Source organism: Mycobacterium sp. NGS29 (assembly GCF_059812965.1).
Window position 1 is genome coordinate 381362 of record NZ_JCALDR010000003.1, and the last position, 22143, is coordinate 403504.

The 22143-nt window shown below is 67.5% G+C and carries 14 protein-coding genes and 1 pseudogene; 6 read left to right on the forward strand and 9 right to left on the reverse strand.

Translation table 11 applies throughout. From position 1 onward, the window contains the following. Window positions 1-134: 134 nt before the first annotated feature. Together hisS and AC5Y5Z_RS06445 are read right to left on the reverse strand one after the other, a co-directional pair. Window positions 135-1406 carry a histidine--tRNA ligase gene (gene hisS / locus AC5Y5Z_RS06440; RefSeq protein ID WP_463824974.1) on the reverse strand — a complete coding sequence of 424 codons (1272 nt, stop codon included), beginning with the start codon at window positions 1404-1406 and terminating at the stop codon, window positions 135-137. Beyond that, window positions 1403-2065 carry an MBL fold metallo-hydrolase gene (locus tag AC5Y5Z_RS06445; protein WP_499923991.1) on the reverse strand — a complete coding sequence of 221 codons (663 nt, stop codon included), beginning with the start codon at window positions 2063-2065 and terminating at the stop codon, window positions 1403-1405. The genes hisS and AC5Y5Z_RS06445 overlap by 4 nt, the downstream gene beginning before the upstream one ends. 70 nt (window positions 2066-2135) lie before the next feature. On the opposite strand from AC5Y5Z_RS06445, the gene AC5Y5Z_RS06450 reads away from it, so the two are divergent. Both AC5Y5Z_RS06450 and AC5Y5Z_RS06455 read left to right on the forward strand, forming a co-directional pair. Continuing rightward, window positions 2136-3038, forward strand: a complete 903-nt coding sequence (locus AC5Y5Z_RS06450) for a peptidylprolyl isomerase (protein WP_463824972.1) — start codon at window positions 2136-2138, stop codon at window positions 3036-3038. A 128-nt stretch (window positions 3039-3166) separates the two neighbouring features. Continuing rightward, window positions 3167-4150, forward strand: a pseudogene (locus AC5Y5Z_RS06455) (serine/threonine-protein kinase); the annotation flags it as partial. 104 nt (window positions 4151-4254) lie between these two features. Here AC5Y5Z_RS06455 and AC5Y5Z_RS06460 read toward each other — a convergent pair. The 6 genes from AC5Y5Z_RS06460 to yajC all read right to left on the reverse strand — a co-directional run bounded on the left by AC5Y5Z_RS06460 (window position 4255) and on the right by yajC (window position 12733). Then, entirely contained in the window at window positions 4255-6567 is a 2313-nt protein-coding gene (locus AC5Y5Z_RS06460) for a RelA/SpoT family protein (protein WP_499924033.1), read from the reverse strand. A gap of 131 nt (window positions 6568-6698) precedes the next feature. Then, complete coding sequence (locus AC5Y5Z_RS06465; RefSeq protein WP_499923993.1) at window positions 6699-7307, reverse strand: adenine phosphoribosyltransferase; 609 nt, start codon at window positions 7305-7307, stop codon at window positions 6699-6701. Further along, window positions 7237-8889: an ABC transporter substrate-binding protein gene (locus tag AC5Y5Z_RS06470; protein WP_463824970.1), complete on the reverse strand. Its 1653-nt coding sequence runs from the start codon at window positions 8887-8889 to the stop codon at window positions 7237-7239. The genes AC5Y5Z_RS06465 and AC5Y5Z_RS06470 overlap by 71 nt, the downstream gene beginning before the upstream one ends. A gap of 4 nt (window positions 8890-8893) precedes the next feature. Continuing rightward, window positions 8894-10420, reverse strand: coding sequence for a protein translocase subunit SecF (gene secF / locus AC5Y5Z_RS06475; RefSeq protein WP_499923994.1), 1527 nt, complete (start codon window positions 10418-10420; stop codon window positions 8894-8896). A 3-nt stretch (window positions 10421-10423) separates the two neighbouring features. Further along, window positions 10424-12292 (reverse strand): protein translocase subunit SecD, encoded by a 1869-nt coding sequence (secD, locus tag AC5Y5Z_RS06480; protein ID WP_499923996.1) that lies wholly within the window; start codon window positions 12290-12292, stop codon window positions 10424-10426. A 99-nt stretch (window positions 12293-12391) separates the two neighbouring features. After that, window positions 12392-12733, reverse strand: coding sequence for a preprotein translocase subunit YajC (yajC, locus tag AC5Y5Z_RS06485; RefSeq protein ID WP_499923998.1), 342 nt, complete (start codon window positions 12731-12733; stop codon window positions 12392-12394). Between the two features lie 229 nt (window positions 12734-12962). Here yajC and gabT point away from each other — a divergent pair, with 229 nt between their 5' ends. From gabT to AC5Y5Z_RS06500, 3 genes are all read left to right on the forward strand, one after another. After that, entirely contained in the window at window positions 12963-14303 is a 1341-nt protein-coding gene (gene gabT, locus AC5Y5Z_RS06490; RefSeq protein ID WP_499924000.1) for a 4-aminobutyrate--2-oxoglutarate transaminase, read from the forward strand. A 195-nt stretch (window positions 14304-14498) separates the two neighbouring features. Beyond that, complete coding sequence (gene car / locus AC5Y5Z_RS06495; RefSeq protein ID WP_499924002.1) at window positions 14499-17978, forward strand: carboxylic acid reductase; 3480 nt, start codon at window positions 14499-14501, stop codon at window positions 17976-17978. A gap of 173 nt (window positions 17979-18151) precedes the next feature. Continuing rightward, entirely contained in the window at window positions 18152-18310 is a 159-nt protein-coding gene (locus tag AC5Y5Z_RS06500) for a hypothetical protein (RefSeq protein WP_499924004.1), read from the forward strand. Window positions 18311-18874: 564 nt separating this feature from the next. Here AC5Y5Z_RS06500 and AC5Y5Z_RS06505 read toward each other — a convergent pair. Continuing rightward, window positions 18875-19531 (reverse strand): hypothetical protein, encoded by a 657-nt coding sequence (locus tag AC5Y5Z_RS06505; protein ID WP_499924006.1) that lies wholly within the window; start codon window positions 19529-19531, stop codon window positions 18875-18877. 866 nt (window positions 19532-20397) lie between these two features. Between AC5Y5Z_RS06505 and AC5Y5Z_RS06510 the strand changes: the two genes are divergently transcribed. Continuing rightward, window positions 20398-22143, forward strand: a 1746-nt coding sequence (locus AC5Y5Z_RS06510; RefSeq protein WP_499924008.1) for a PE family protein, incomplete at its 3' end; no start/stop codon positions are given.

The following is a 22143-nucleotide window of genomic DNA, read 5'->3' on the forward strand; positions in this document are numbered from 1 at the left end:
CTGTCGAACCCCCTCGATCAGCGGCTGTGAGTCTACTCACATACCCCGCAGCATCAGGTGGACCGACCCGAGGGCGCACCCGGCCTTTTCGAAGCGTGGCAGTGAATAACCGATGCCTCCATGCACTGTCATCACTAGAGCTCGGAGTCACGCAATCGCGAAAGCATGTCAGCGACAACCGAATCGATCGGCACGGAAACCTGCTCGCCGGAACCGAGATCCTTCACCCCTACGGTGCCGGCGTCCAGATCACGGTCGCCGGCCACCAACGCGAACCGTGCCCCCGAGCGATCCGCGGCCCGCATAGCGCCCTTGAGCCCCCGGGCGCCGTAGGCCAGATCGACGCGCACGCCGGCGGCCCGCAATTGCCCGGCCAGCACCGCCAGGCGCAGCTTGGCCGCGTCGCTCAGCGGCACCCCGAACACCTCGCAGCGCGCCGTCGACCCCACGCTTTTACCTTCGGCACGCAGCGCCAGTAACGTCCGGTCCACGCCGAGCCCGAAACCGATGCCGGACAGGTCCTGGCCGCCGAGTTGGCGCATCAGACCGTCGTATCGCCCACCACCGCCGATGCCGGACTGGGCGCCCAGTCCGTCGTGCACGAACTCGAAAGTGGTCTTGGTGTAGTAGTCCAGCCCGCGCACCATCCGCGGGTTGATGACATACGCCACACCGAGCGCGTCCAGATGCGACAGCACGGTGTCGAAGTGCTGCTTGGCGGCATCGGAGAGGTGGTCGAGCAACACCGGCGCCTGCGCCGTCATCGCCCGCACCTCGGGCCGCTTGTCATCAAGGACCCGCAGCGGATTGATCTCGGCGCGCCGCCGGGTGTCGTCGTCCAACGGCAAGCCCAACAGGAAATCCTGCAACAGTTCCCGATACTGCGGACGGCAACTGTCATCGCCGAGCGAGGTGATCTCCAGGCGGAACCCGGCCAGGCCCAGCGATCGGAATCCGGCGTCGGCCACAGCGATCACCTCGGCGTCCAGCGCGGGATCGTCGACACCGATCGCTTCGACACCGACCTGCTGCAACTGCCGGTACCGGCCGGCCTGCGGACGCTCGTAGCGGAAGAAGGGCCCGGCATAGGACAACTTGACCGGCAACCCGCCACGGTCCAGACCGTGCTCGATCACCGCTCGCACCACCCCGGCGGTGCCTTCGGGGCGCAGCGTCACCGAGCGGTTGCCGCGGTCGGCGAAGGTGTACATCTCCTTGGACACCACGTCGGTGGATTCGCCCACGCCGCGCGCAAACAGCGCGGTGTCCTCGAAGATGGGCAGCTCGATGTGGCCGTACCCGGCCCGCCGGGCCGACGCCAACAACCCGTCGCGCACGGCGACGAACTGCGACGATTCCGGCGGGAAATAGTCGGGAACGCCCTTCGGGGCCACGAAGTCGCTCACGAGCTCAGACCTTCGAGGAACGGGTTGAAACGACGCTCGGCGCCGATGGTGGTGCTGTTGCCATGCCCCGGAAGTACCACGGTTGCGTCGTCGAGCACCAACAGTTTATCGACGATGGAGCGCAGCAGGTCGCGGCCGCTGCCGCCGAACAGGTCGGTGCGCCCGACCGAACGTTCGAACAACGTGTCGCCGGTGAACACCAGATCTTTGTCGGCCAGCACCCGGAAGCACACCGAGCCGCGGGTGTGCCCGGGGGTGTGGTCGACGTTGACCGAGATGCCGCCGAGGTCGATCTTGTCACCGTCGCGGTCCAGTTCGACGACCTGCTTGGGCTCGCGGAAGAATGCGCCGGCGACCAGCTGCGCGGCGCGCGGTCCCAAGCCGTAGATCGGGTCGGAGAGCATGAATCGGTCCTCGGGATGGATGTAGGTGGGGCAGCCGAAGGTGTCCGACACCTTCTGGGCGGACCAGATGTGGTCGATGTGGCCGTGGGTGATCAGCACCGCGGCCGGGGTCAGCCGGTGCTGGTCCAGGATGCGCCGCAGCTGACCCATCGCCCGTTGCCCGGGGTCGACGATGATGGCGTCGGTACCTGGTCGCTCGGCCAGCACATAGCAATTGCACTGCAGCAACCCGGCGGGAAATCCGGTGATCAACACGGTGCCCAGTTTCCCATCCCGGACCACAGGCGACGAAAACGCCGTACCGCGCCATGGAATGATAGCGGCCGTGCCAACGAACAAACAGCGCCGTGAGACCGCCAAGCGCAAACTCGAACGGCAGCTCGAACGCCGCGCCAAGCAGGCTAAAAGACGCCGCATCATGCTGATCTCCGGTGCCGCGGCCACAGTGGTCGCCGTGGTGGCGGCGCTCGTCGTCTTCGTCTTCATGAAGGACGACCACAAAGCCACCCCGTCGGCGTCGTCCACGCCGAGCAGCAGCGCCGCACCGGGACCCCAGGGCAACCTGCCGCCGGTGGACGTCAGCGGCGCCGGGCCCATGCCGGAGTTCAAGCCGCCGGCCAATGTGGGCGCCAATTGTCAGTACCCGGCGTCGCCGGAGCCGGCCGCCAAGCCGGTGAAGCCGCCGCGCACCGGCAAGGTGCCCACCGAGCCGGCCGAGGTCAGCGCGAGCATGAGCACCAATCAGGGCAACATCGGCCTGATGCTGGCCAACAATAAATCGCCGTGCACGGTGAACAGTTTTGTCAGCCTGGCCAATCAGGACTTCTTCAAGGACACCAAGTGCCATCGGATGGTCGCATCTCCGGGGCTGTCGATCCTGCAGTGCGGCGACCCCAAAGCCGAGGGGACGGGCGGCCCGGGTTACGAGTTCGCCAACGAGTTCCCCAGCAACCAGTTCCAGCCCGGCGATCCGAAGCTGCAACAACCCGTCATCTATCCGCGGGGCACGCTGGCCATGGCCCACTCCAAACAGCCCAACAGCAACGGCAGCCAGTTCTTCCTGGTCTTCCGCGACTCCGCGCTGCCGCCCGACTACACCGTGTTCGGCACCATCCAGGCCGACGGCCTGGCCACCCTGGACAAGATCGCTGCCGGCGGTGTGGTGGGCATGGGCGACCAGACACGACCGGCCGTCGACGTGACCATCACCTCGCTACGAACGGATTAGTGATGCTTCAGGCAACGGCGGCCTTGAACGGCTAGGGTCCCCGAAGGCGGGCTCACCGGGGAGGAGCACTTGTGACCGAAAGTGCATTCGGTCGATACCAGTTGCAGGGACTGCTGGGTCGCGGCGGTATGGGGCAGGTCTACCGCGCCTACGACACCGAGACCGACCGGATCGTCGCGATCAAGGTGTTGCCGCCGCATCTGGTCGAGGACAAGGAGTTCCAGCACCGATTCCGCCGCGAGGCCCGCACCGCGGCCAGCCTGAACGATCCGCATGTGGTGCCCATCCACAGTTTCGGTGAGATCGACGGTCGCCTGTATGTGGATATGCGCCTGGTCGAGGGCCGGGATCTGGCCCAGTTCATCGTCGAAAACGGCGGCCGGCTGACCCCCGAACAGACGGTGGCGATCATCGAGCAGACCGCGGCAGCACTGGACAGCGCGCACCGGGCCGGGCTGGTGCATCGTGACGTCAAGCCGTCCAACATCCTGGTCGCCGCGGCCCGTGACTTCGTCTACCTGATCGACTTCGGGCTGGCCCGCGCCACCACCGACACCGCCCTCACCGGGACCGGGACCACGATGGGCACCCTGGCCTATCTTGCGCCGGAAAGATTCAGTGGCACAACCGATTCGCGGGCCGACGTGTACGCGCTCGGCTGTGTGCTCTACGAGTGCCTGACGGGTGCGCGACCGTACCCCGGCGAGTCGTTCGCAGAACAGATCTCGGGCCATCTGCACTCCCCTCCGCCGCGACCGACGGTCCTGGTGCCCGGTATTTCGCCGGCCTTCGACGCGGTGGTCGCGCGCGGGATGGCCAAAGACCCGCAAGACCGGTATCAGACCGTCACCGAGCTCGCCGACGCCGCGCGCGCGGCGTTGGGTGGGGCCGCGCTGCCCCTGCCCCCGCCGCCGCCGGCCGAGGTGCCCACCGGGCTGCGGCCGGTGGATTCCGAGGGCATCGCCGATCCACCGACCCCCGCCAAGGCGGGAAGCGGCCGTACGGTGCTGATCGCGACGGTCGCGGGTTCGGGATTGCTGCTGGTCCTGGTAGCCGCGTTGGTCGCGTTCTTCGCCGCGGACGACGGGCCCCCCACCGCTCCACCGTCCACCACGACGACGACGACGTTCAGCGAAACGAGCAGCAGCACTACGACGCCGGAGCCCGAGCCGAGCGACCCGACCGGTACGCCGTCGTCCGAATCGATTGAACCGACCTAGGACGCGGATGTCACCCGGTACACGTCGTAGACGCCCTCCACGTTGCGGACCACGTTCAACAGATGCCCCAGGTGCTTCGGGGCGCCCATCTCGAAGGTGAAGCGGCTGATCGCCACCCGGTCGCCGGAGGTGGTGACCGACGCCGACAGGATGTTCACCTTCTCGTCGGCCAGCACGCGGGTGACGTCGGAGAGCAGTCGGTGCCGGTCGAGCGCCTCGACCTGGATCGCGACCAGGAACACCGACGACGGCGACGGCGCCCACAAGACCTCGATGATGCGCTCGGCCTGCTGCTGCAGCGATGCGGCGTTGGTGCAGTCGGTGCGGTGCACGCTCACACCACCACCGCGGGTGACGAACCCCATGATCTGGTCGCCGGGCACCGGCGTGCAGCACTTGGCCAGCTTGGTCAGCACACCGGGCGCGCCGGGCACCGAGACCCCGACGTCCTCGGTGCTGCGCGGGCGCCGGGGCATTGTTGCCGGGGTCGACCGTTCGGCAACGTCGTCCTCGGCCTGGTCGATGCCGCCCAACTCGGCCAGCAACCGCTGCACCACATGCCGCGCCGAGACGTGCCCTTCGCCGATCGCAGCGTACATCGCGGACACGTCGGTGTAGTGCAGTTCGCGCGCCACCGACGCCATCGACTCACCATTGACCAAGCGCTGCAACGGAAGTCCGGCCCGACGCACCTCGCGGGCCATCGCCTCCTTGCCCGTCTCCAGCGCCTCCTCCCGGCGCTCCTTGGCGAACCACTGGCGAATCTTGGTCTTGGCGCGGGGCGACACCACGAACTGCTGCCAGTCCCGCGACGGACCGGCGTTGAGCGCCTTCGACGTGAAAACCTCGACGACTTCGCCGTTTTCCAGCTTGCGCTCCAGCGCCACCAGCCGGCCGTTGACCCGGGCGCCTATGCAGCGGTGGCCGACCTCGGTGTGCACGGCGTAGGCGAAGTCCACCGGCGTGGAGCCGGCGGGCAGGGTGAACACGTCGCCCTTGGGTGAGAACACGAAGATCTCTTGCACCGCAAGGTCGTAACGCAACGACTCCAGGAACTCCCCGGGGTCGGCGGCCTCCCGTTGCCAGTCGAGCAGCTGACGCATCCAGGCCATGTCGTCGATCTCGGCGGCGGCGTGCTGATGCGGAACACCGTTGCGGCCCTTGGTTTCCTTATAGCGCCAGTGCGCGGCGATACCGAATTCCGCGGTGCGGTGCATGTCGCTGGTGCGGATCTGCACCTCCAGCGGCTTACCCTCCGGGCCGACGACGGTGGTGTGCAGCGACTGGTACACCCCGTACCGGGGCTGGGCGATGTAGTCCTTGAACCGTCCCGCCATCGGCTGCCACAGTGAATGCACCACGCCCACAGCGGCATAACAGTCCCGGATCTCGTCACACAGGATACGGATGCCGACCAGGTCGTGGATGTCGTCGAAGTCGCGGCCCTTGACGATCATTTTCTGGTAGATCGACCAGTAGTGCTTGGGGCGGCCCTCCACCGTCGCCTTGATCTTGGAGGCACTCAGCGTGGTGGTGATCTCGGTGCGCACCTTGGCCAGGTAGGTGTCCCGGGACGGGGCGCGCCCGGCCACCAACCGGACGATCTCCTCGTACTTCTTGGGATGCAGAATCGCGAACGACAGATCTTCGAGCTCCCACTTGACACTGGCCATCCCCAGCCGATGCGCAAGGGGCGCAATGACTTCCAGCGTCTCGCGGGCTTTCCGGGCCTGCTTCTCCGGCGGCAGGAAACGCATGGTCCGCATGTTGTGCAACCGGTCGGCCACCTTGATCACCAGCACCCGCGGGTCGCGGGCCATCGCGGTGATCATCTTGCGGATCGTCTCGCCCTCAGCGGCGCTGCCCAGCACCACGCGGTCCAGCTTGGTCACGCCGTCGACGAGATGGCCCACCTCCTCACCGAATTCCTCGGACAACGCCTCGAGGGTGTAACCGGTGTCTTCGACGGTGTCGTGCAGCAGTGCGGCCACCAGGGTGGTGGTGTCCATGCCCAACTCGGCCAGAATGTTTGCCACGGCCAGCGGGTGGGTGATGTAGGGGTCGCCGGAGTGCCGCAACTGGCTGGCGTGCCGCTGGTCGGCCACCTCATAGGCGCGCTGCAGCAGCGAGAGGTCCGCCTTGGGATAGACCTCCCGGTGCACCGCAACGAGCGGCTCCAACACCGGGTTGATGGCGCTGCTGCGCGCGGTCATCCGGCGGGCCAGTCGCGCCCGCACCCGGCGGGACGCGCTGCTGCTGGACTTCAGCGGCTCGGCGGGAGGTGCCGGGACCGGCTCGGCGGGAGGTATCGGGAGCGGCTCGGTGGGCGGGCCGGACGGCGTTTCCGCAGCCGGGGTGACAGCCTGCAGCGTGCTCTGTTCGTCCGCCACGTTGGTCACTGGTCACCTCCGACCTAGAGGATATCGCGGGAAGTGGATTGTCAGGCGCGACTGAGGCTGTGCACCGGCAACGGCGCCACCGCCTCGCGACCACCGAGCCCGGGCAGTTCCACCACCACCGCCGCACCGGTCGGGTGGGCCCCGGCGCGCTGCAGCAGCCGTTGTGCGGCGCCGACGCTGCCACCGGTGGCCAACACGTCGTCGATGATCACAACGCGCAGACCGGCCAACTCGATTCCGTCCGCTGGAATCTCCACGGTGGCGGCGCCGTATTCGCGCTGGTAGTCCTCGCTGAGCACGGGCGGCGGCAATTTGCCGCCCTTGCGGATGGCCAGCACACCGGTGCGCAGCCGGGTGGCGACGGCGGCGGCCAGCAGAAAACCGCGGGAGTCGATGCCGGCCACCAGGTCCGCGCCGGCGGAAACTTCGGTCAGCGCCTCGGTGATCGCGGCCATCGCATCGGCGTTCGCGAAGACCGGGGTGAGGTCTTTGAACTGCACCCCGGGCTCGGGGAAGTCGGCGACCCTGCGGGTCAGACCGTCGATCAGAGCGGCGACGTCGGTCACGGCACCCGTAGTTTCACTGCACCAGAGCCCATCGGTCCATGTTCCAGCCCGCCCCCCACCGGGTCGGGTTCTTGCTGACGGCATACATCTTCTTGGACGTCAGCAGGGTCCGCTGCTGCCGGTACAGGGGCAACGTCGGCATGTCCGCCCACAACAGCGGCGCGCCCTCGCCCAGCAACCGGGCCCGTTCGGCCGGGTCGGCGGACACCGCCAGCGCGCCGATGATCCCGTCGACCTGCGGATTGGCGTAACCAGAGAGGTTGTTGCCGTTGCCGCCGTGCAAGGCGTAGGCGTCCATCGGCGAGGAACCCGTGGAGCCGCTGCCTGTGGCGCCGCCCGTGCCGGCCAGCAGCACGTCGATTTTCCCTTCCCGCAACGCCTGCGGGCCCGAAGTGTCCAGGGTCACGTTCGTCACGGTGATCCCGGCCGGCCCGCACGACGCGGCAATGGATCCGACGGTGGCCGCCAGGCGGGCGTTGGGGCCGCGGTAGCCGATCCGCACCGTCAGCGGCGTGCCGCGCAGCGCGTCGCGGGCGGCGTTGGGGTTGGCCTTGTTGAACGGGCCGGCTTCGCCCGCACCGTCCGCGGCGGACAGCGCGTCCTCGGTGGCCGGGGACAGGCGCGAGTTCGCGATCGGCACCGCGGCGTCGCGCGCGATCACGTCGCGGGGTGTACAGAACGCGAATGCCCGACGGAACGGGATCTGGGCCAGCGGACCCTGCGGGGCGAAGATCAGCTGTTGGATCCCCGCCGCGGGCGAGTCGGTGCGCTGATAATCGTCCGGGGTGGCCAGCGCTCCCGACGACCCGGCCGCCACGTCGACCACGTCCACCCGGCGGTTGTTGACCCGATCCTGGATGTCGCCGCCCTGTGGTCGCACGGTCACGCGCTTGGTGATCGCCTTGGCGCCCCACCAGCGGTCGTTGGCCACCAGCACCACTCCGCCGCCGTCCAGTACCGACTCGATCCGGTACGGACCGGACGACGGAAAACGTTTGAGATCGGCCCCGGGCTTGAGATCCCAGGTCGTATTCCACAGTCGCGCAACCTGTTCCACCACCGACACCTTGTTGGTCAACAGGGCCGTGGTGATGTCGGAACCCAACGTGTCGGACAGGATGTGCGACGGCATCATCGACGTCGCGGTGAACAGCTGCGTGTAGTCGACGACGCCGCGGTCCGGGATGAACGACACGCGGGCCTTCTTCTGGCCCGGCGTGCACTCGATATTGGCGATGTCGACGTAGCCGGCCTGGGTGGCCGCGTCGAACCCACCGAACCGCCCGGACTGGGCGGCCCAGGCCAGCACCAGGTCGTCGCAGGTCACCGGTTTGCCGTCGGAATAGACGGCGTTGTCGGCGATTTGGTAGTCGAGCACCAGCGGAGATCCGCCCACCACCGAGATGGTGCCGAAGTCGTGGTCGGCGACCACCTGCCCGTCGGGTCCGTGGTAGCCGAATCCGGTCAGGGTCCGCGCGAACGCCTGGGCCCCGGCCGATGCGGCGCCGACGGTGGTGTTGGTGTTATAGGTCGTCACCATGCCGTCGACCACGTACTCGATTTGGCCCGCTGCGCTGCCCGAGCATCCGGACAGGCCCGCCGCCGCCAGCACAGCGGCAACGCCGTTGACCAGCAGAGCTTTTCGCCAGCGACACCGGGTGGCCATGCGCCTACCGCTTGCCGACGTTTCGCTTGCCGGTGGGACGCCGGGTGCCGGTGGGACGCACCGGTCGCGCACCGGGGGCCGGTTTGTTGGCGGCCGGTGGGGTGTCAGTTTCTGATTTGGCGAGCGAGACCGCCTCGGTCTGCTCTGTCTCGTCGTCGCCGGGCTCGTCATCGGTCTTATCGACGGGGGGCTTCCCGCGAGATTTCTTGGCGCTGGACGCCTTTGCCGGGACGGCCACCCCGCGCCGCCGCAGCACCCGACGCGTGTGGGTCTGCACCAGTTCGGTGCGTTCGCGCAATGTGACCAGCAGCGGTGTGGCGAAGAAGATCGACGAATAGGTGCCGACGATGATGCCGATCAGCTGCACCAGCGCCAGGTCTTTGAGCGTGCCCACCCCCAGCAGCCACACCGCCACCACCATCAACGCAACAACGGGTAGCACCGAGATGAGGCTGGTGTTGATCGAGCGCATGAACGTCTGGTTGACCGCCAGGTTGGCCTGCTCGGCGAAAGTGCGCCGGGTGGTGTGCTGGAACCCGTGGGTGTTCTCCTCGACCTTGTCGAACACGATGACAGTGTCGTAGATCGAGAAGCCGAGGATGGTCAGCAGCCCGATCACCGTCGCCGGGGTGACCTCGAAACCCACCAGGGCATACACGCCGGCGGTGACCGTGATGTCGAAAACCATTGCCGCTAGTGCGGACAACGTCATGTACCGCTCGTAACGCACGGTGATGTAGACCGCAACCAGCGCCAGGAACACGGCCAGCGCCAGGATCGCCTTCTTGGTGATCTGACCACCCCAGGTCGAGGAGACCGCGGCGTCGCTGATCGCGCTCTTGTTGGGTTTGCCGTCGGCACCCGTGGGCTGCAACCCGTCGAACAGCGCGTTGCGCAGCTTTTCGGTCTGCTCGTTGGTGAGGTGCTCGGACCGGATCTGCACGGTGGCCGACGACCCCTTGCCGACGCTGACCACCGATTCCGGATCTTTGCCGATCGCCTTGGTGTATATGTCTTCGACCTGGGCGACCTGGATGGTGCCGGCGGCCCCGGCCGCGGGCAGTGACACCGTGGTGCCGCCCTTGAAGTCGATGCCGAACGCAAAGCCGCGGATGAGGATCGCCAGGACCGCGATCGCCATGATGGCGCCGCTGATCCCGTACCAGAGCCGGCGGCGTCCCACTACCTCGAAGGCGCCGGTACCGGTGTAGAGCCGGGACAGGAAGCTGTGCTTAGGGCCGCCGGCGGTGTCCGGTTGGGTGTCTGTGACAGCGACCGTGGTGGCCGTCGGTGATTCCGTGCTGTCGTCTTTGGCTGCGACGCTGGACTTTTCCTCGGTTGCGACCTTGGCAGGTGCTGTCGCCGCCGTCGTCGTGTCGGGTTTGGCCGCGGTCGACTTGGCGGCTTTGGCCGCGGTGGTCTTGCGCGCCGTGGGGCGGGCGGGCTTGGCGGCCGGCTTCGTGGCCGGCGTCGTCTTGGCCGCCTTCGCACTGTCGGTGGTGGCCGAGCGGTCCTCGGGGTCTTTGGCCATCGGTTATCCCCGTCCCGTATTGGTGTTGCTCGAGCGGGCACCTGCAGACGCGGTGCGGCGTTCGCGGGCGACCTGCTGCACAGCGCCCAAGCCGTTGTACGCCGGCTTGGCCAGCCGCGAAGACTTGGAGGCCAGGTACACCAGCGGCCAGGTCACCAGGAACACGACGGCGAGGTCGAGGATCGTGGTGAGGCCCAGGGTGAACGCGAAGCCCTTGACCTGGCCGATCGCCAGGGCGTAGAGCACGGCGGCAGCCAGGAAGGTGACCGCGTTGCCGGAAACGATGGTCTTGCGTGCCCGTGCCCAACCACGCGGAACCGCCGACCGGAAGGAACGGCCTTCGCGGATTTCGTCTTTGATCCGCTCGAAGAACACCACGAACGAGTCCGCCGTCGTACCGATACCGATGATTAGACCGGCGATACCGGCCAGGTCCAGGGTGTAGTTCATATATCGGCCGAGCAGCACCAGAATTGCGAAAACCATTGCGCCGGAAGCAATCAGCGACAACGCCGTGAGCAATCCCAGCACCCGGTAGTACAGCAGGGCATACACCAGCACCAGCAGCAGCCCGATCCCGCCGGCGATCAGACCGGCCCGCAGCGACGACAGACCCAGTGTCGCAGAGACAGTTTGGGCCTCTGAGGATTCGAAGGACAGCGGCAGCGAGCCGTACTTCAGCACGTTCGCAAGCTGTTTGGCGGTCGCCGAGCTGAAAGGTGGCTCGCCCCCGCTGATCTGGGTGCGTCCACCGGGGATCGGCTCCCTGATCCGCGGCGCGCTGACGACCTGCGAGTCCAGCGTGAAGGCTGTCTCGGTGCCGGTGTGGGCGGCGGTGAAGTCGGCCCAGACGCTGGTGGCGGGACCTTTGAACTGCAGATCGACCACCCAGCCGAGGCTGCGTTGGTCCTGGTTGAACGACGCGTCCTGGATCTGGTCGCCGCTGATGATCGACGGCGCCAGCAGGTAGGCCATCTTGTGGTCGGTCGAGCAGGTGACCAGTGGCAGGTTCGGGTCGTCGTTACCGGCCAGGATGTCCTCTTTGCCGCATCGGGTGGCCTGGAACTGCAGGGCGATCATCTGGATGTACTGACTGGTGCTCTGCCGCCACTTCTTCTCCTGCGCGATGCGCTCTGCGAGAGCCTGGCGCGGATCGGGGGGCGCAGGGGCTGCGGGCGGCGCCGGCTCCCCACTGGGCGCAGGCGACGGACCGGGCGCAGGCGCCGGGCTGGGGGCAGGCGACGGGCTCGGCGCCGGATCCTGCGGATAGGGCCGTGGTTGTCCGCGCGGGGGTGGCGCCGGGGTGCCGGACGCGGGAGCCGGGGCACCGGATGCCGGACCGCCCGGCGCCGGGGCCTGGGCACCCGGGGCAGGAGCCGGGGCACCCGGGGCCGGAGCCGGGGCACCCGGGGCCGGAGCCGTTCCACCGGGCGCCGGAGCACCGGGGGCCGGCTGCTCCTCGGCCGGCCTGGGCTCTTCGGGAATCGCCTGCGCCGGCCGGGTGTCGATCACCGGACGGATGTAGAGCCGGGCGGTCTGCCCTAGGTTGCGCGCCTCGTTGCCGTCGTTGCCGGGCACCGTGATGATCAGGTTGTCGCCGTCGACGACCACCTCACTGCCGGACACACCCAGGCCGTTGACGCGGGAGTTGATGATCTCGCGCGCCTGCGCCAGCGCTTCCGGGCTGGGACGCTTGCCGTCCGGGGTACGCGCCGTCAACGTCACCCGGGTGCCGCCCTGCAGATCGATGCCCAGTTTCGGCGCGGCCTTCTTGTCGCCGGTGAGGAACACCAACAGATAGACGCCGACGAGCATGAGCAGGAACACCGACAGGTAGCGGGCAGGCTGCACCGGCGCCGAAGACGATGCCACGTTCCTTCTCCTTGAAATCGGTACTTGCCCCGTGCGAGCTTCCGGAAAGACTACGTGCCGCGTTCAGACCAGCGTCACGGACGCGGCAGGTAGCCCCGGTCAGGAATCCTTGGCGACGTGCGTCTCGTCGTCGGCGTCCTCCGCGGCGGCGACGGCCGAGTCCTCGTCCGCGTCGTCGCCATCGGGCAGGATCTTGTCCCGGATGGCCAGCTTCATCCAGGTCGTCACCACCCCTGGCGATATCTCGAGTTCCACGTCGTCCTCGGTGATGCCGACGATGGTGCCTTCCAGCCCTGAGGTCGTGTGCACCCGGTCCCCCGGCCGCAGCGATTCGTGCAGGTCGATGGTCGCCTGCACGGCCCGCCGCTGGCGCCGCGAAGCCATGAACATGAAGCCGGCCATGATGATCAGGAACGGCGCGAACAACATCAAACTCTGCATCGAAAAGCCTGTCTCTCGTATCGGTAGTGTTCGAAAATCCCGCGAAAACTCGGGGACGGCGCCAGTCGGACCCGGCGCTCGATCACGTCGTCAACGGTCCAGTCTGCCATTCGGGAACGTCGCAAACCGACCCCACCACGGGTGGCGCAGCCCAACGGCCCGCCGGATGCGGGCCAGCAGTTAGGCTTTCATTCGCGACGTGACCGGCGCGCCGCGGAAGGAGCGGTCCGTGGCCAGCCTCGAGCAAAGCCGTCATCTGGTCACCGAAATCCCGGGTCCCGCGTCGCTGGAACTCAACAAACGCCGCACTGCCGCGGTTTCCCACGGCGTCGCGGTCACCCTGCCGGTATTCGTCGCCCGCGCCGGCGGCGGCATCATCGAGGACGTCGACGGCAACCGCCTGATCGACCTGGGTTCAGGCATCGCGGTGACCACGATCGGCAACTCGGCACCGGCCGTCGTCGAGGCGGTGCGCGGGCAGGTCGCCGAGTTCACCCACACGTGCTTCATGGTGACGCCGTACGAGGGGTATGTCGTCGTCGCCGAGGAACTGAACCGCATCACCCCCGGCGCCGGCGAAAAGCGCTCGGTGCTGTTCAACTCCGGGGCTGAAGCCGTCGAGAACGCGATCAAGGTTGCCCGGTCCCACACCCGCAAGCCTGCGGTGGTCGCGTTCGACCACGCGTACCACGGGCGCACCAATATGGCGATGGCGCTGACCGCCAAGTCCATGCCGTACAAGAGCGGGTTCGGCCCGTTCGCGCCGGAGATCTATCGCGCACCGATGTCCTACCCCTACCGGGACGGGCTGCTGGACAAGGAACTGGCCACCGATGGGGAGAAAGCGGCGGCCCGCGCGATCAGCGTGATGGACAAGCAGGTCGGGGCCAAGAACCTGGCCGCGGTCATCATCGAGCCCATTCAGGGCGAAGGCGGGTTCATCGTGCCCGCCGAGGGTTTTCTGCCGACGCTGTTGCGCTGGTGCCGGGAGAACGACGTCGTGTTCATCGCCGACGAAGTGCAGACCGGCTTCGCGCGTACCGGGGCGATGTTCGCCTGCGAACACGAGGACATCGAGCCCGACGTGATCGTCACTGCCAAAGGCATCGCCGACGGGCTGCCGCTGTCCGCGATCACCGGCCGCGCCGAGATCATGGACGCCTCGCACGGCGGCGGACTGGGCGGCACGTTCGGTGGCAACCCCGTCGCGTGCGCGGCGGCGCTGGCCACCATCGCGACCATCGAGTCCGACGGCCTCATCGAGCGGGCACGGGAGATCGAGCGGCTGGTCACCGAGCCGCTGCTGCGGTTGCAGGCCGGCGACGACCGGATCGGCGACGTGCGGGGCCGCGGCGCGATGATCGCCGTCGAGCTGGTGAAATCGGGCACCGCCGAGCCGGACCCCGAGCTGACCGCCCGGCTGGCCACCGCGGTCCACGCGGCCGGAGTCGTCGTACTGACCTGTGGAATGTACGGCAACATCATCCGGCTGCTGCCCCCATTGACCATCAGCGACGACCTACTGTCCGAAGGCATCGCGATCATCGGTGGCCTGCTGGCCGACATCTAGTTTCCGTCGGCTGCAGACCTCGAACGCGCGACGGCACCGGGGTGGAATACCACGCTGACACCGGTGTTGCAACTCACAGGCACTCCCCAGCCGGGGCCGTTGAGGAATAATGTTAGTTTTGCTAACGTTCTTATAGTCAGCGCAACGCAGCGCACATAGCCTTCAAAGCAAATTTTTCGTTCGAAGAGGATTGCCATGTCGACCATCACTGAAGAAGAGCAGCTCACCCGCCGTACCCAAGACCTCGTCGCCAACGATCCGCAATTCGCCGCCGCCCAGCCCGACCCAGCCGTCGCCGAGGCCTTGCAGCGCCCGGAGTTGCGGCTCCCGCACGTGCTGCAGACCGTCGTGCAGGGCTACGCTGCCCGGCCCGCATTGGGCCAGCGCGCTGTGGAGTTCATCGCCGACCCTGCGACCGGACGCACCACCCTCAAACTTCTCCCCCGCTTCGAGACGATCACCTATGGCGAACTCGGCGACCGCATGGCCGCGATCGGCAACGCCCTGGCCGCCGACGGCGTGCAGGCCGGTGACCGGGTCTGCGTGCTCGGTTTCACCAGCGTGGACTACACCAGCATCGACATGGCCTTGGGCAGCATGGGCGCCGTCTCGGTTCCGCTGCAGACCAGCGCCTCGATCGCGCAGCTGCAGCCGATCGTCACCGAGACCGAGCCCCGATTGCTCGCGGCGAGCATCAACCAGCTCACCGACGCCGTGCAGCTGATCCGCGCCGGGTTCACCCCCACCAAGCTGGTGGTGTTCGACTACCACCCCGAGGTCGACGACCAACGGGAGGCCCTCGATGGTGCCGTCGCAGCCCTGTCCGACTCCGGCGTGCCGGTCGAAACGCTGGCTGACGTGCTCGGACGTGGCGAAGCCCTACCGGGCGCCCCGGTAGCTGACGTGGCTGAGGATGCGCTGGCGCTGTTGATCTACACCTCCGGCAGCACCGGTGCACCCAAGGGTGCGATGTACCCGCAGCACAACGTCGCCAAGATGTTCCGCCGGTCGGCCAAGAACTGGTTCGGCCCCACCGCTGCGTCGATCACCCTCAATTTCATGCCGATGAGCCACGTCATGGGCCGCGGCATCCTCTACGGCACGCTCGGCAACGGCGGTACCGCGTACTTCGCCGCCAAAAGTGACCTGTCCACCCTGCTCGAAGACCTGGCCCTGGTGCGGCCTACGGAGCTCAACTTCGTGCCACGCATCTGGGAGACGCTGTACGGCGAATTCCTGCGCGAGGTCGACAACGGCGCCGACCCGGCCGAGGTGCTGGTCAGGCAGCGCCAGCAGCTGCTCGGCGGCCGGTTCATCTTCGCGATGACCGGCTCGGCGCCCACCTCCCCGGAGCTGAAGGCCTGGGTCGAGTCTCTGCTCGAAATGCACCTGCTGGACGGCTACGGCTCCACCGAGGCCGGCATGGTCCTGTTCGACGGCGAAGTGCAGCGTCCACCGGTGATCGACTACAAGTTGGCCGACGTGCCTGACCTGGGCTACTTCAACACCGACCGGCCTTATCCGCGCGGCGAGCTGCTACTCAAGACCGAGAACATGTTCCCCGGCTATTACAAACGGCCCGAGATCACCGCGAACGTGTTCGACGCAGACGGCTACTACCGCACCGGCGACGTCGTCGCCGAGGTCGGTCCCAACCGGGTGGTCTACGTCGACCGACGCAACAACGTGCTGAAACTGGCGCAGGGCGAGTTCGTCACCGTCGCCAAGTTGGAAGCGGTGTTCGGCAACAGCCCGCTGGTCCGGCAGATCTACGTCTACGGCAACAGCGCACACCCCTACCTGCTGGCGGTCGTGGTGCCCACCGAAGACGCGCTGGCGCGGTATTCCGTCGACGAGCTGAAGCCGCTGATCGCGGACTCATTGCAGACCGTGGCCCGCGACGCCGACCTGCAGTCCTACGAGGTGCCGCGCGACTTCATCGTCGAGACCGCGCCGTTCACCCTGGAGAACGGCCTGTTGACCGGCATCCGCAAGCTGGCCTGGCCAAAGCTCAAGGCGCACTACGGGGAGCGGTTGGAACAGCTGTATGCCGACCTGGCCGCCGGCCAAGCCAACGAGCTGAGCGAACTTCGCCGCACCGGCAAGGACGCCCCCGTGCTGGCCACCGTCACCCGGGCCGCCGTCGCCATGCTCGGGGCAGCCAGTTCCGAGGTGTCTCCCGAGGCGCACTTCACCGATCTCGGCGGCGACTCGTTGTCCGCGTTGACGTTCGGCAACCTGCTGAACGAGATCTTCGACGTCGACGTGCCGGTGGGCGTGATCGTCAGCCCGGCCAACGACCTGGCCGCTGTCGCCGCTTACATCGAAGCCGAGCAGGCCGGGTCCAAGCGGCCCACCTTCGCCTCGGTGCACGGGCGGGGCGCCACCGAGGTGCACGCCGCCGACCTGACCTTGGACAAGTTCATCGACGCCGCAACCCTGGCCGCCGCCCCGCAGCTGCCCGGACCGGCCACTGAGGTGCGCACCGTGCTGCTGACCGGCGCCACCGGCTTCCTGGGCCGCTACCTGGCGCTGGACTGGCTGGAACGGATGGACCTGGTCGACGGCAAAGTCATCGCCCTGGTACGGGCCAAGAGTGACGCGGACGCCCGTGAGCGCCTGGACCGGACGTTCGACAGCGGTGACCCCAAGCTGCTGGCGCACTACCGCAAGCTGGCGGCCGATCACCTCGAGGTGATCGCCGGCGACAAGGGCGAGGCCAACCTGGGTCTGGACGCTGCGACCTGGCAGCGGCTGGCAGACACCGTCGACCTCATCGTCGACCCCGCCGCCCTGGTCAACCACGTGCTCCCGTACAGCGAACTGTTCGGGCCCAACGCACTGGGCACCGCCGAGCTGATCCGGATCGCGTTGACCAGCAAGCAAAAGCCGTACACCTACGTCTCCACCATCGGAGTCGGCGACCAGATCACACCGGGCAAGTTCGTCGAGGACGCCGACGTCCGGGTGATGAGCGCGACACGCAAGATCAACGACAGCTACGCCAACGGCTACGGCAACAGCAAGTGGGCCGGTGAGGTGCTGCTACGCGAGGCGCACGACCTGTGCGGGTTGCCGGTAGCGGTATTCCGCTGCGACATGATCCTGGCTGACACCACCTACGCCGGTCAGCTGAACCTGCCGGACATGTTCACCCGGACCATCCTGAGTGTGGTGGCCTCCGGCATCGCGCCCAAGTCGTTCTACGAACTGGACGCCGACGGCAACCGTCAGCGCGCCCACTATGACGGGTTGCCGGTGGAGTTCATCGCCGACGCGATCTCGACGCTGGGTGCGCAGGTTCCCGAGATCGGGTTCCAGACCTACCACGTGATGAACCCGTACGACGACGGCATCGGCCTCGACGAGTTCATCGACTGGCTGGTGGACGCCGGGTATGCGATCGAGCGGATCGGCGACTACCAGCAGTGGCTGCGACGCTTCGAGACCTCGCTGCGGGGTCTGCCGGAACGGCAACGGCAGTACTCATTGCTGCCACTGCTGCACAATTACCAGCAGCCGGAGAAGCCGATCAACGGGTCGATGGCCCCGACGGACCGGTTCCGCGCGGCAGTGCAGGAAGCCAAGATCGGGCCGGACAAGGACATCCCGCATGTCACGCCGGCGGTCATCGAAAAGTACGCCAGCGATCTGCAGTTGCTCGGCTTGCTGTAGGTGGGGCGACGGTTGAGGCAGGTGTCCGGCTTGGTCAGCCGGGCACCTGCTTTTTCGGTGCTTTAGACGGAATGACGATGTTCAATTGAGCCCGTCGAACAGGCACCATTGGCCGCGCTGAGCGAGGACGCAAGGTTGCCCAGTTCCGCAGCGGCTGAGCTGGGTGCTTCGCAGTGATGACCACCAATGACATGAACGACGTCTCCCACGTCCGCGAGGGCACCGGCAGCACCACAGTCGCCGGCCCCTCGCCGTGGATCCGCAGCCTGTTAATCGGTTCAAAGATTAATCAATTGTCAGCCTCAATAGAGGCGGTAGCGACGCCGCTCTGAAATTTCACGTAGCGGTAAAAGTTAGCTGCCTAACGCGCGGCACTGACCATCGCTACCCCTGCGAAGCATCGCCGATGAACTGCACTGCAGCTCAGCGATTTCGCAATGAGGGTTCATTTTTCGTTTTCCGCTGCTGTCACAGTTCCCATGCGGCCTCGAGCCACCTATTCATCCCGTGTCACCGGGCGCATCGCGCTGGACCGGTAGTCGTTTTCCACTGAAAGACGTTGCACACCTTGCACACTCATCGCGGCGTTGCCGAGTACGGTGCCGCCGAGTGGTGGAACTTGCGCCTGGCGCGGACCTCCGCGCACTGAATTCAGTCACGTATCCGGATTCGTTGGCGTATGCGTAGTAACGGGCGCATGTAAATGCCCCGGCGCCGCCCCGACAACGGTATTGATGATCTGGTAAGGGGTAATGGCCACTCCGGCTGACAACGCAGCGCTTGATACCAGCGGACTGGTGGAAACCCCAATTTCAGCGGCGGCACCCCGGTCCCAGACGCCCAAGATGGCGCCGACCGAACTGGTCACAGCCCCGTCAGGCCCCTGCCAGTGCTCACTACTGGTGCGCGACCGGTGTGCGGTGCCGTCGGAACAACCCACGCTTGTGCCCTTCGGCGGGCACGTACTGGTCGCGCGGAGTGGTCAGCACATCCGTCTGCTGCGGGTCGCGATCCGGCTCGACCAAGCCGGTGTACTGCTGCTCGGACCGGGCCTCCACCGGCTGGGCCGACGGCACCGACTGAACCTCACGTGCTAACCGAACCACTAAGCGCGACAAGACCGCCCCACTGAGAAAAATGATCAACGCACCTAGCCCGGAGAAGTACGCGATCTGCACAGCAGCGCGCTTGGCATCCGACGCGCCGACCGGGTCTCCAACACTGCCGATCCGCAGAATCGGCGCGAAAGCGGTGCCAACCACGAACCAGGTGCCGCCGAGGGCGGCCAGCCATCCGCCCAGCATCGCGGGGCCGCGACTCCGGGCAGCGATCAACAACAGACCGCCAAGCGCGGTGGCCACGCCCGGCAGCACTTCCAGCCATAGACGTGCCGCGGTCCAGGCCTGTCCGGGGGTGTAGGCGAAGTCGAAATTGGGGCCGACGAACGGGATCAGCGCTCCCCAGACGCCCAGAATGACTAGGAGCAACCCAGTGACGGCGCCGCGCGAACGCGGAATGCGGCTTCGGGCGCGACGGTCCTCGACGGTTTTCATGGCATCTCCCTCGGTAGGTACCTGGGTGGGTACCCGGACGCCTAGTCGCTCAAGCGACAGGACCCGCTGCATCTGCGCGGCCCCAGGCTGTTCTCCTCCGTGGCCGCCATCCGACTAACCGCCGGTCGCGCAACAGCACCATCTCTGCTCTCTGCCACATACACAACGGACGCCATCGCGCTACATGTGAGACTGCGACCTTTTGGCAGACTCGAATGAAATTCAAATATTGCGGTCAGGTAGGTAAGGCAGGTCGTGCGGCCTCAATACGGGAAACCGCTGATTGTGCTGACTGTTGCAGCACAGGCTAACGCGTCGCTGGGTGGTTGAACCGTGGACGTTTCTTGGGATCGGCGAGTCGCGTTCACTATTAATTGGGGACTACTCGCCTACGCCCCGCTGCCACCACCGCGAAGTTTCGACCTCGAACCGGCGCCCACCCACATTGCGCGACGACCGCCCATTCAGCAGGCATGCCCCTGTCGTAACGCTCTGTCTGCCTTGAGAACCCGTTGCGTCGGCGCTGCGGCCTTGCGCCGTGGCGCGGTGATCACCCCGGTCCGTGCTGCGCCCAACTTAATTAATTCACCCACGTATTCTGATTTGTTCGTGTATTGAAAGACAACTGCAGCTAAGGCCAGTACATCGGCGTTCGGGACGTCATCCGAGTCCAACTCATTCGCCAGCACTGATGAACGACTCGTAACATGCCGCAAACGCTCAATACGACATTTCTTTCAATTTCTGGCATTGGCTGTGGTGAGGGTGTGTCGCGTGTAGCGTTTCTCGCGAATTCGCGTTGTGGTGTCTTTGGGAGAGGACCTGAATTGTCGTCGTTTGTGGTTGCTTCGGTTGAGGGTGTTTCTGTGGCGGCGGGTGAGTTGGGTCGTCTTGGGGAGGTGGTGCGGGCGGCGGCGTTGGCGGCGGGGCCGGCGACGGTGGGGGTGGCGCCGTTGGCCGGTGATGAGGTATCAGCGGCGGTGGCGCGGTTGTTCGGCACTTTCGGTGCGGAGTATCAGGCCCTCAGTGTGCAGGTGGGGGTGTTTCATGAGCGGTTCGTGGCGGCGTTGAGTGGTGCGGGGGCGGCCTATGGGGCTGCGGAGGTGGTGAATGTTTCGCCGTTGCAGGTGTTGGAGCAGGGTGTGTGGGGGGTGATCAATGCCCCGACGAACACGTTGCTGGGTCGGCCGTTGATCGGTGATGGGGCCAATGGGGCGGCGGGCACCGGCCAGGCGGGGGGCGATGGCGGGATTTTGTGGGGCAACGGTGGGGCCGGCGGCTCGGGTGCGGTGGGGCAGGCCGGTGGTCGGGGTGGTGATGCGGGTTTGTGGGGCAATGGTGGGGCCGGCGGTAGGGGCGGCACCGGGGTGGCGGGTGGGATCGGCGCCACCGGTGGTGCCGGCGGGTCCGGGGGTTGGTTGGCCGGGTTCGGCGGGGTCGGCGGGGTGGGCGGTAGCGGCGGAGATGGCTTTGGCGGTGTGGGCGGAGCGGGTGGCACCGGGGGTGCTGGTGGGGCTGGGCGGGCCCTGTTCGGTGGGGGTGCCGGTGATGGCGGTGCTGGCGGGATCGGCGGACAAGGCGGTACCGGTCAGACCGGGACCGCTGGTGGTGGTCTGAGCGCCGGTAAGGGCGGTCTGGGTTTTAACGGGGGCACCGGGGGTCTTGGTGGGGACGGCGGTTCGGCCTACGGGTTGTTCAGCGCTGGGGGGTCTGGCGGTGTCGGGGGGATCGGCGGGACCGGCGGCATGGGCGGTGAGGGCGGTAGCGGTCTCGGTTACCAGATCGAGGGCGGCACCGGCGGTACCGGCGGCACCGGTGGCGGTGCCGGGCTGGGCGGGGCCGCTGGATCGGGCGGAGTGTTCGGGACCCACGGTCATAGCGGCGGCGCGGGCAGCGGCGGGACCGGCGGTACCGGGGGCACCGGCGGGCGCGGCGATCTCGGGACCACCGGGCTCTCCTCGACTGTCCCCACCGCGGGCACCGCGGGTTGGCAGGGCGGGGCCGGAGGCCAGGGCGGTAACGGCGGCGCCGGGATCAACGGGGTCGGCGGCGGTAACGGCGGCACCGGCGGTATCGGCGGGGCCGGTGGTGATGGTGGTACGGGCGGCACCCACACCGGGACCACCACCAGCGGTGCCAGCGGGGGCGGCAAAGGCGCCGACGGCGGCCAGGGCGGTGCCGGCGGCGATGCCGGGGCCGGCGGCCAAGGTGTCCAGGGCGGCGCCGACGGCGCCCACGGCGGCGGCGGGCGGGGCGGTGCGGGCGGTGACGGCGGCCGCGGCGCCACCGGAGTCAACGGCAACGACGACCTCCTGGCCCCCTCCCCCGGTGCTCAGGGCGGCCAGGGCGGTGCCGGTGGTGGCGGCGGTGACGGCGGCAAAGGCATCGGCGGTGTCGGCGGCGGGCAGGCCGGTGACGGCGGTAGCGGCGGTCAAGGTGGTGGCGGCGGCCTCGGGGGTTCGAACACCGGCACCACCACCACCGGTGCCACTGGCGGCGGTATGGGTGGTCAGGGTGGTCAGGGCGGCACCGGCGGGGATGCCGGCGCGGCCGGCAAAACCGTCGACAACGGTTTGGCTGGCAGCAACGGCACCGGAGGCCAGGGCGGCCTG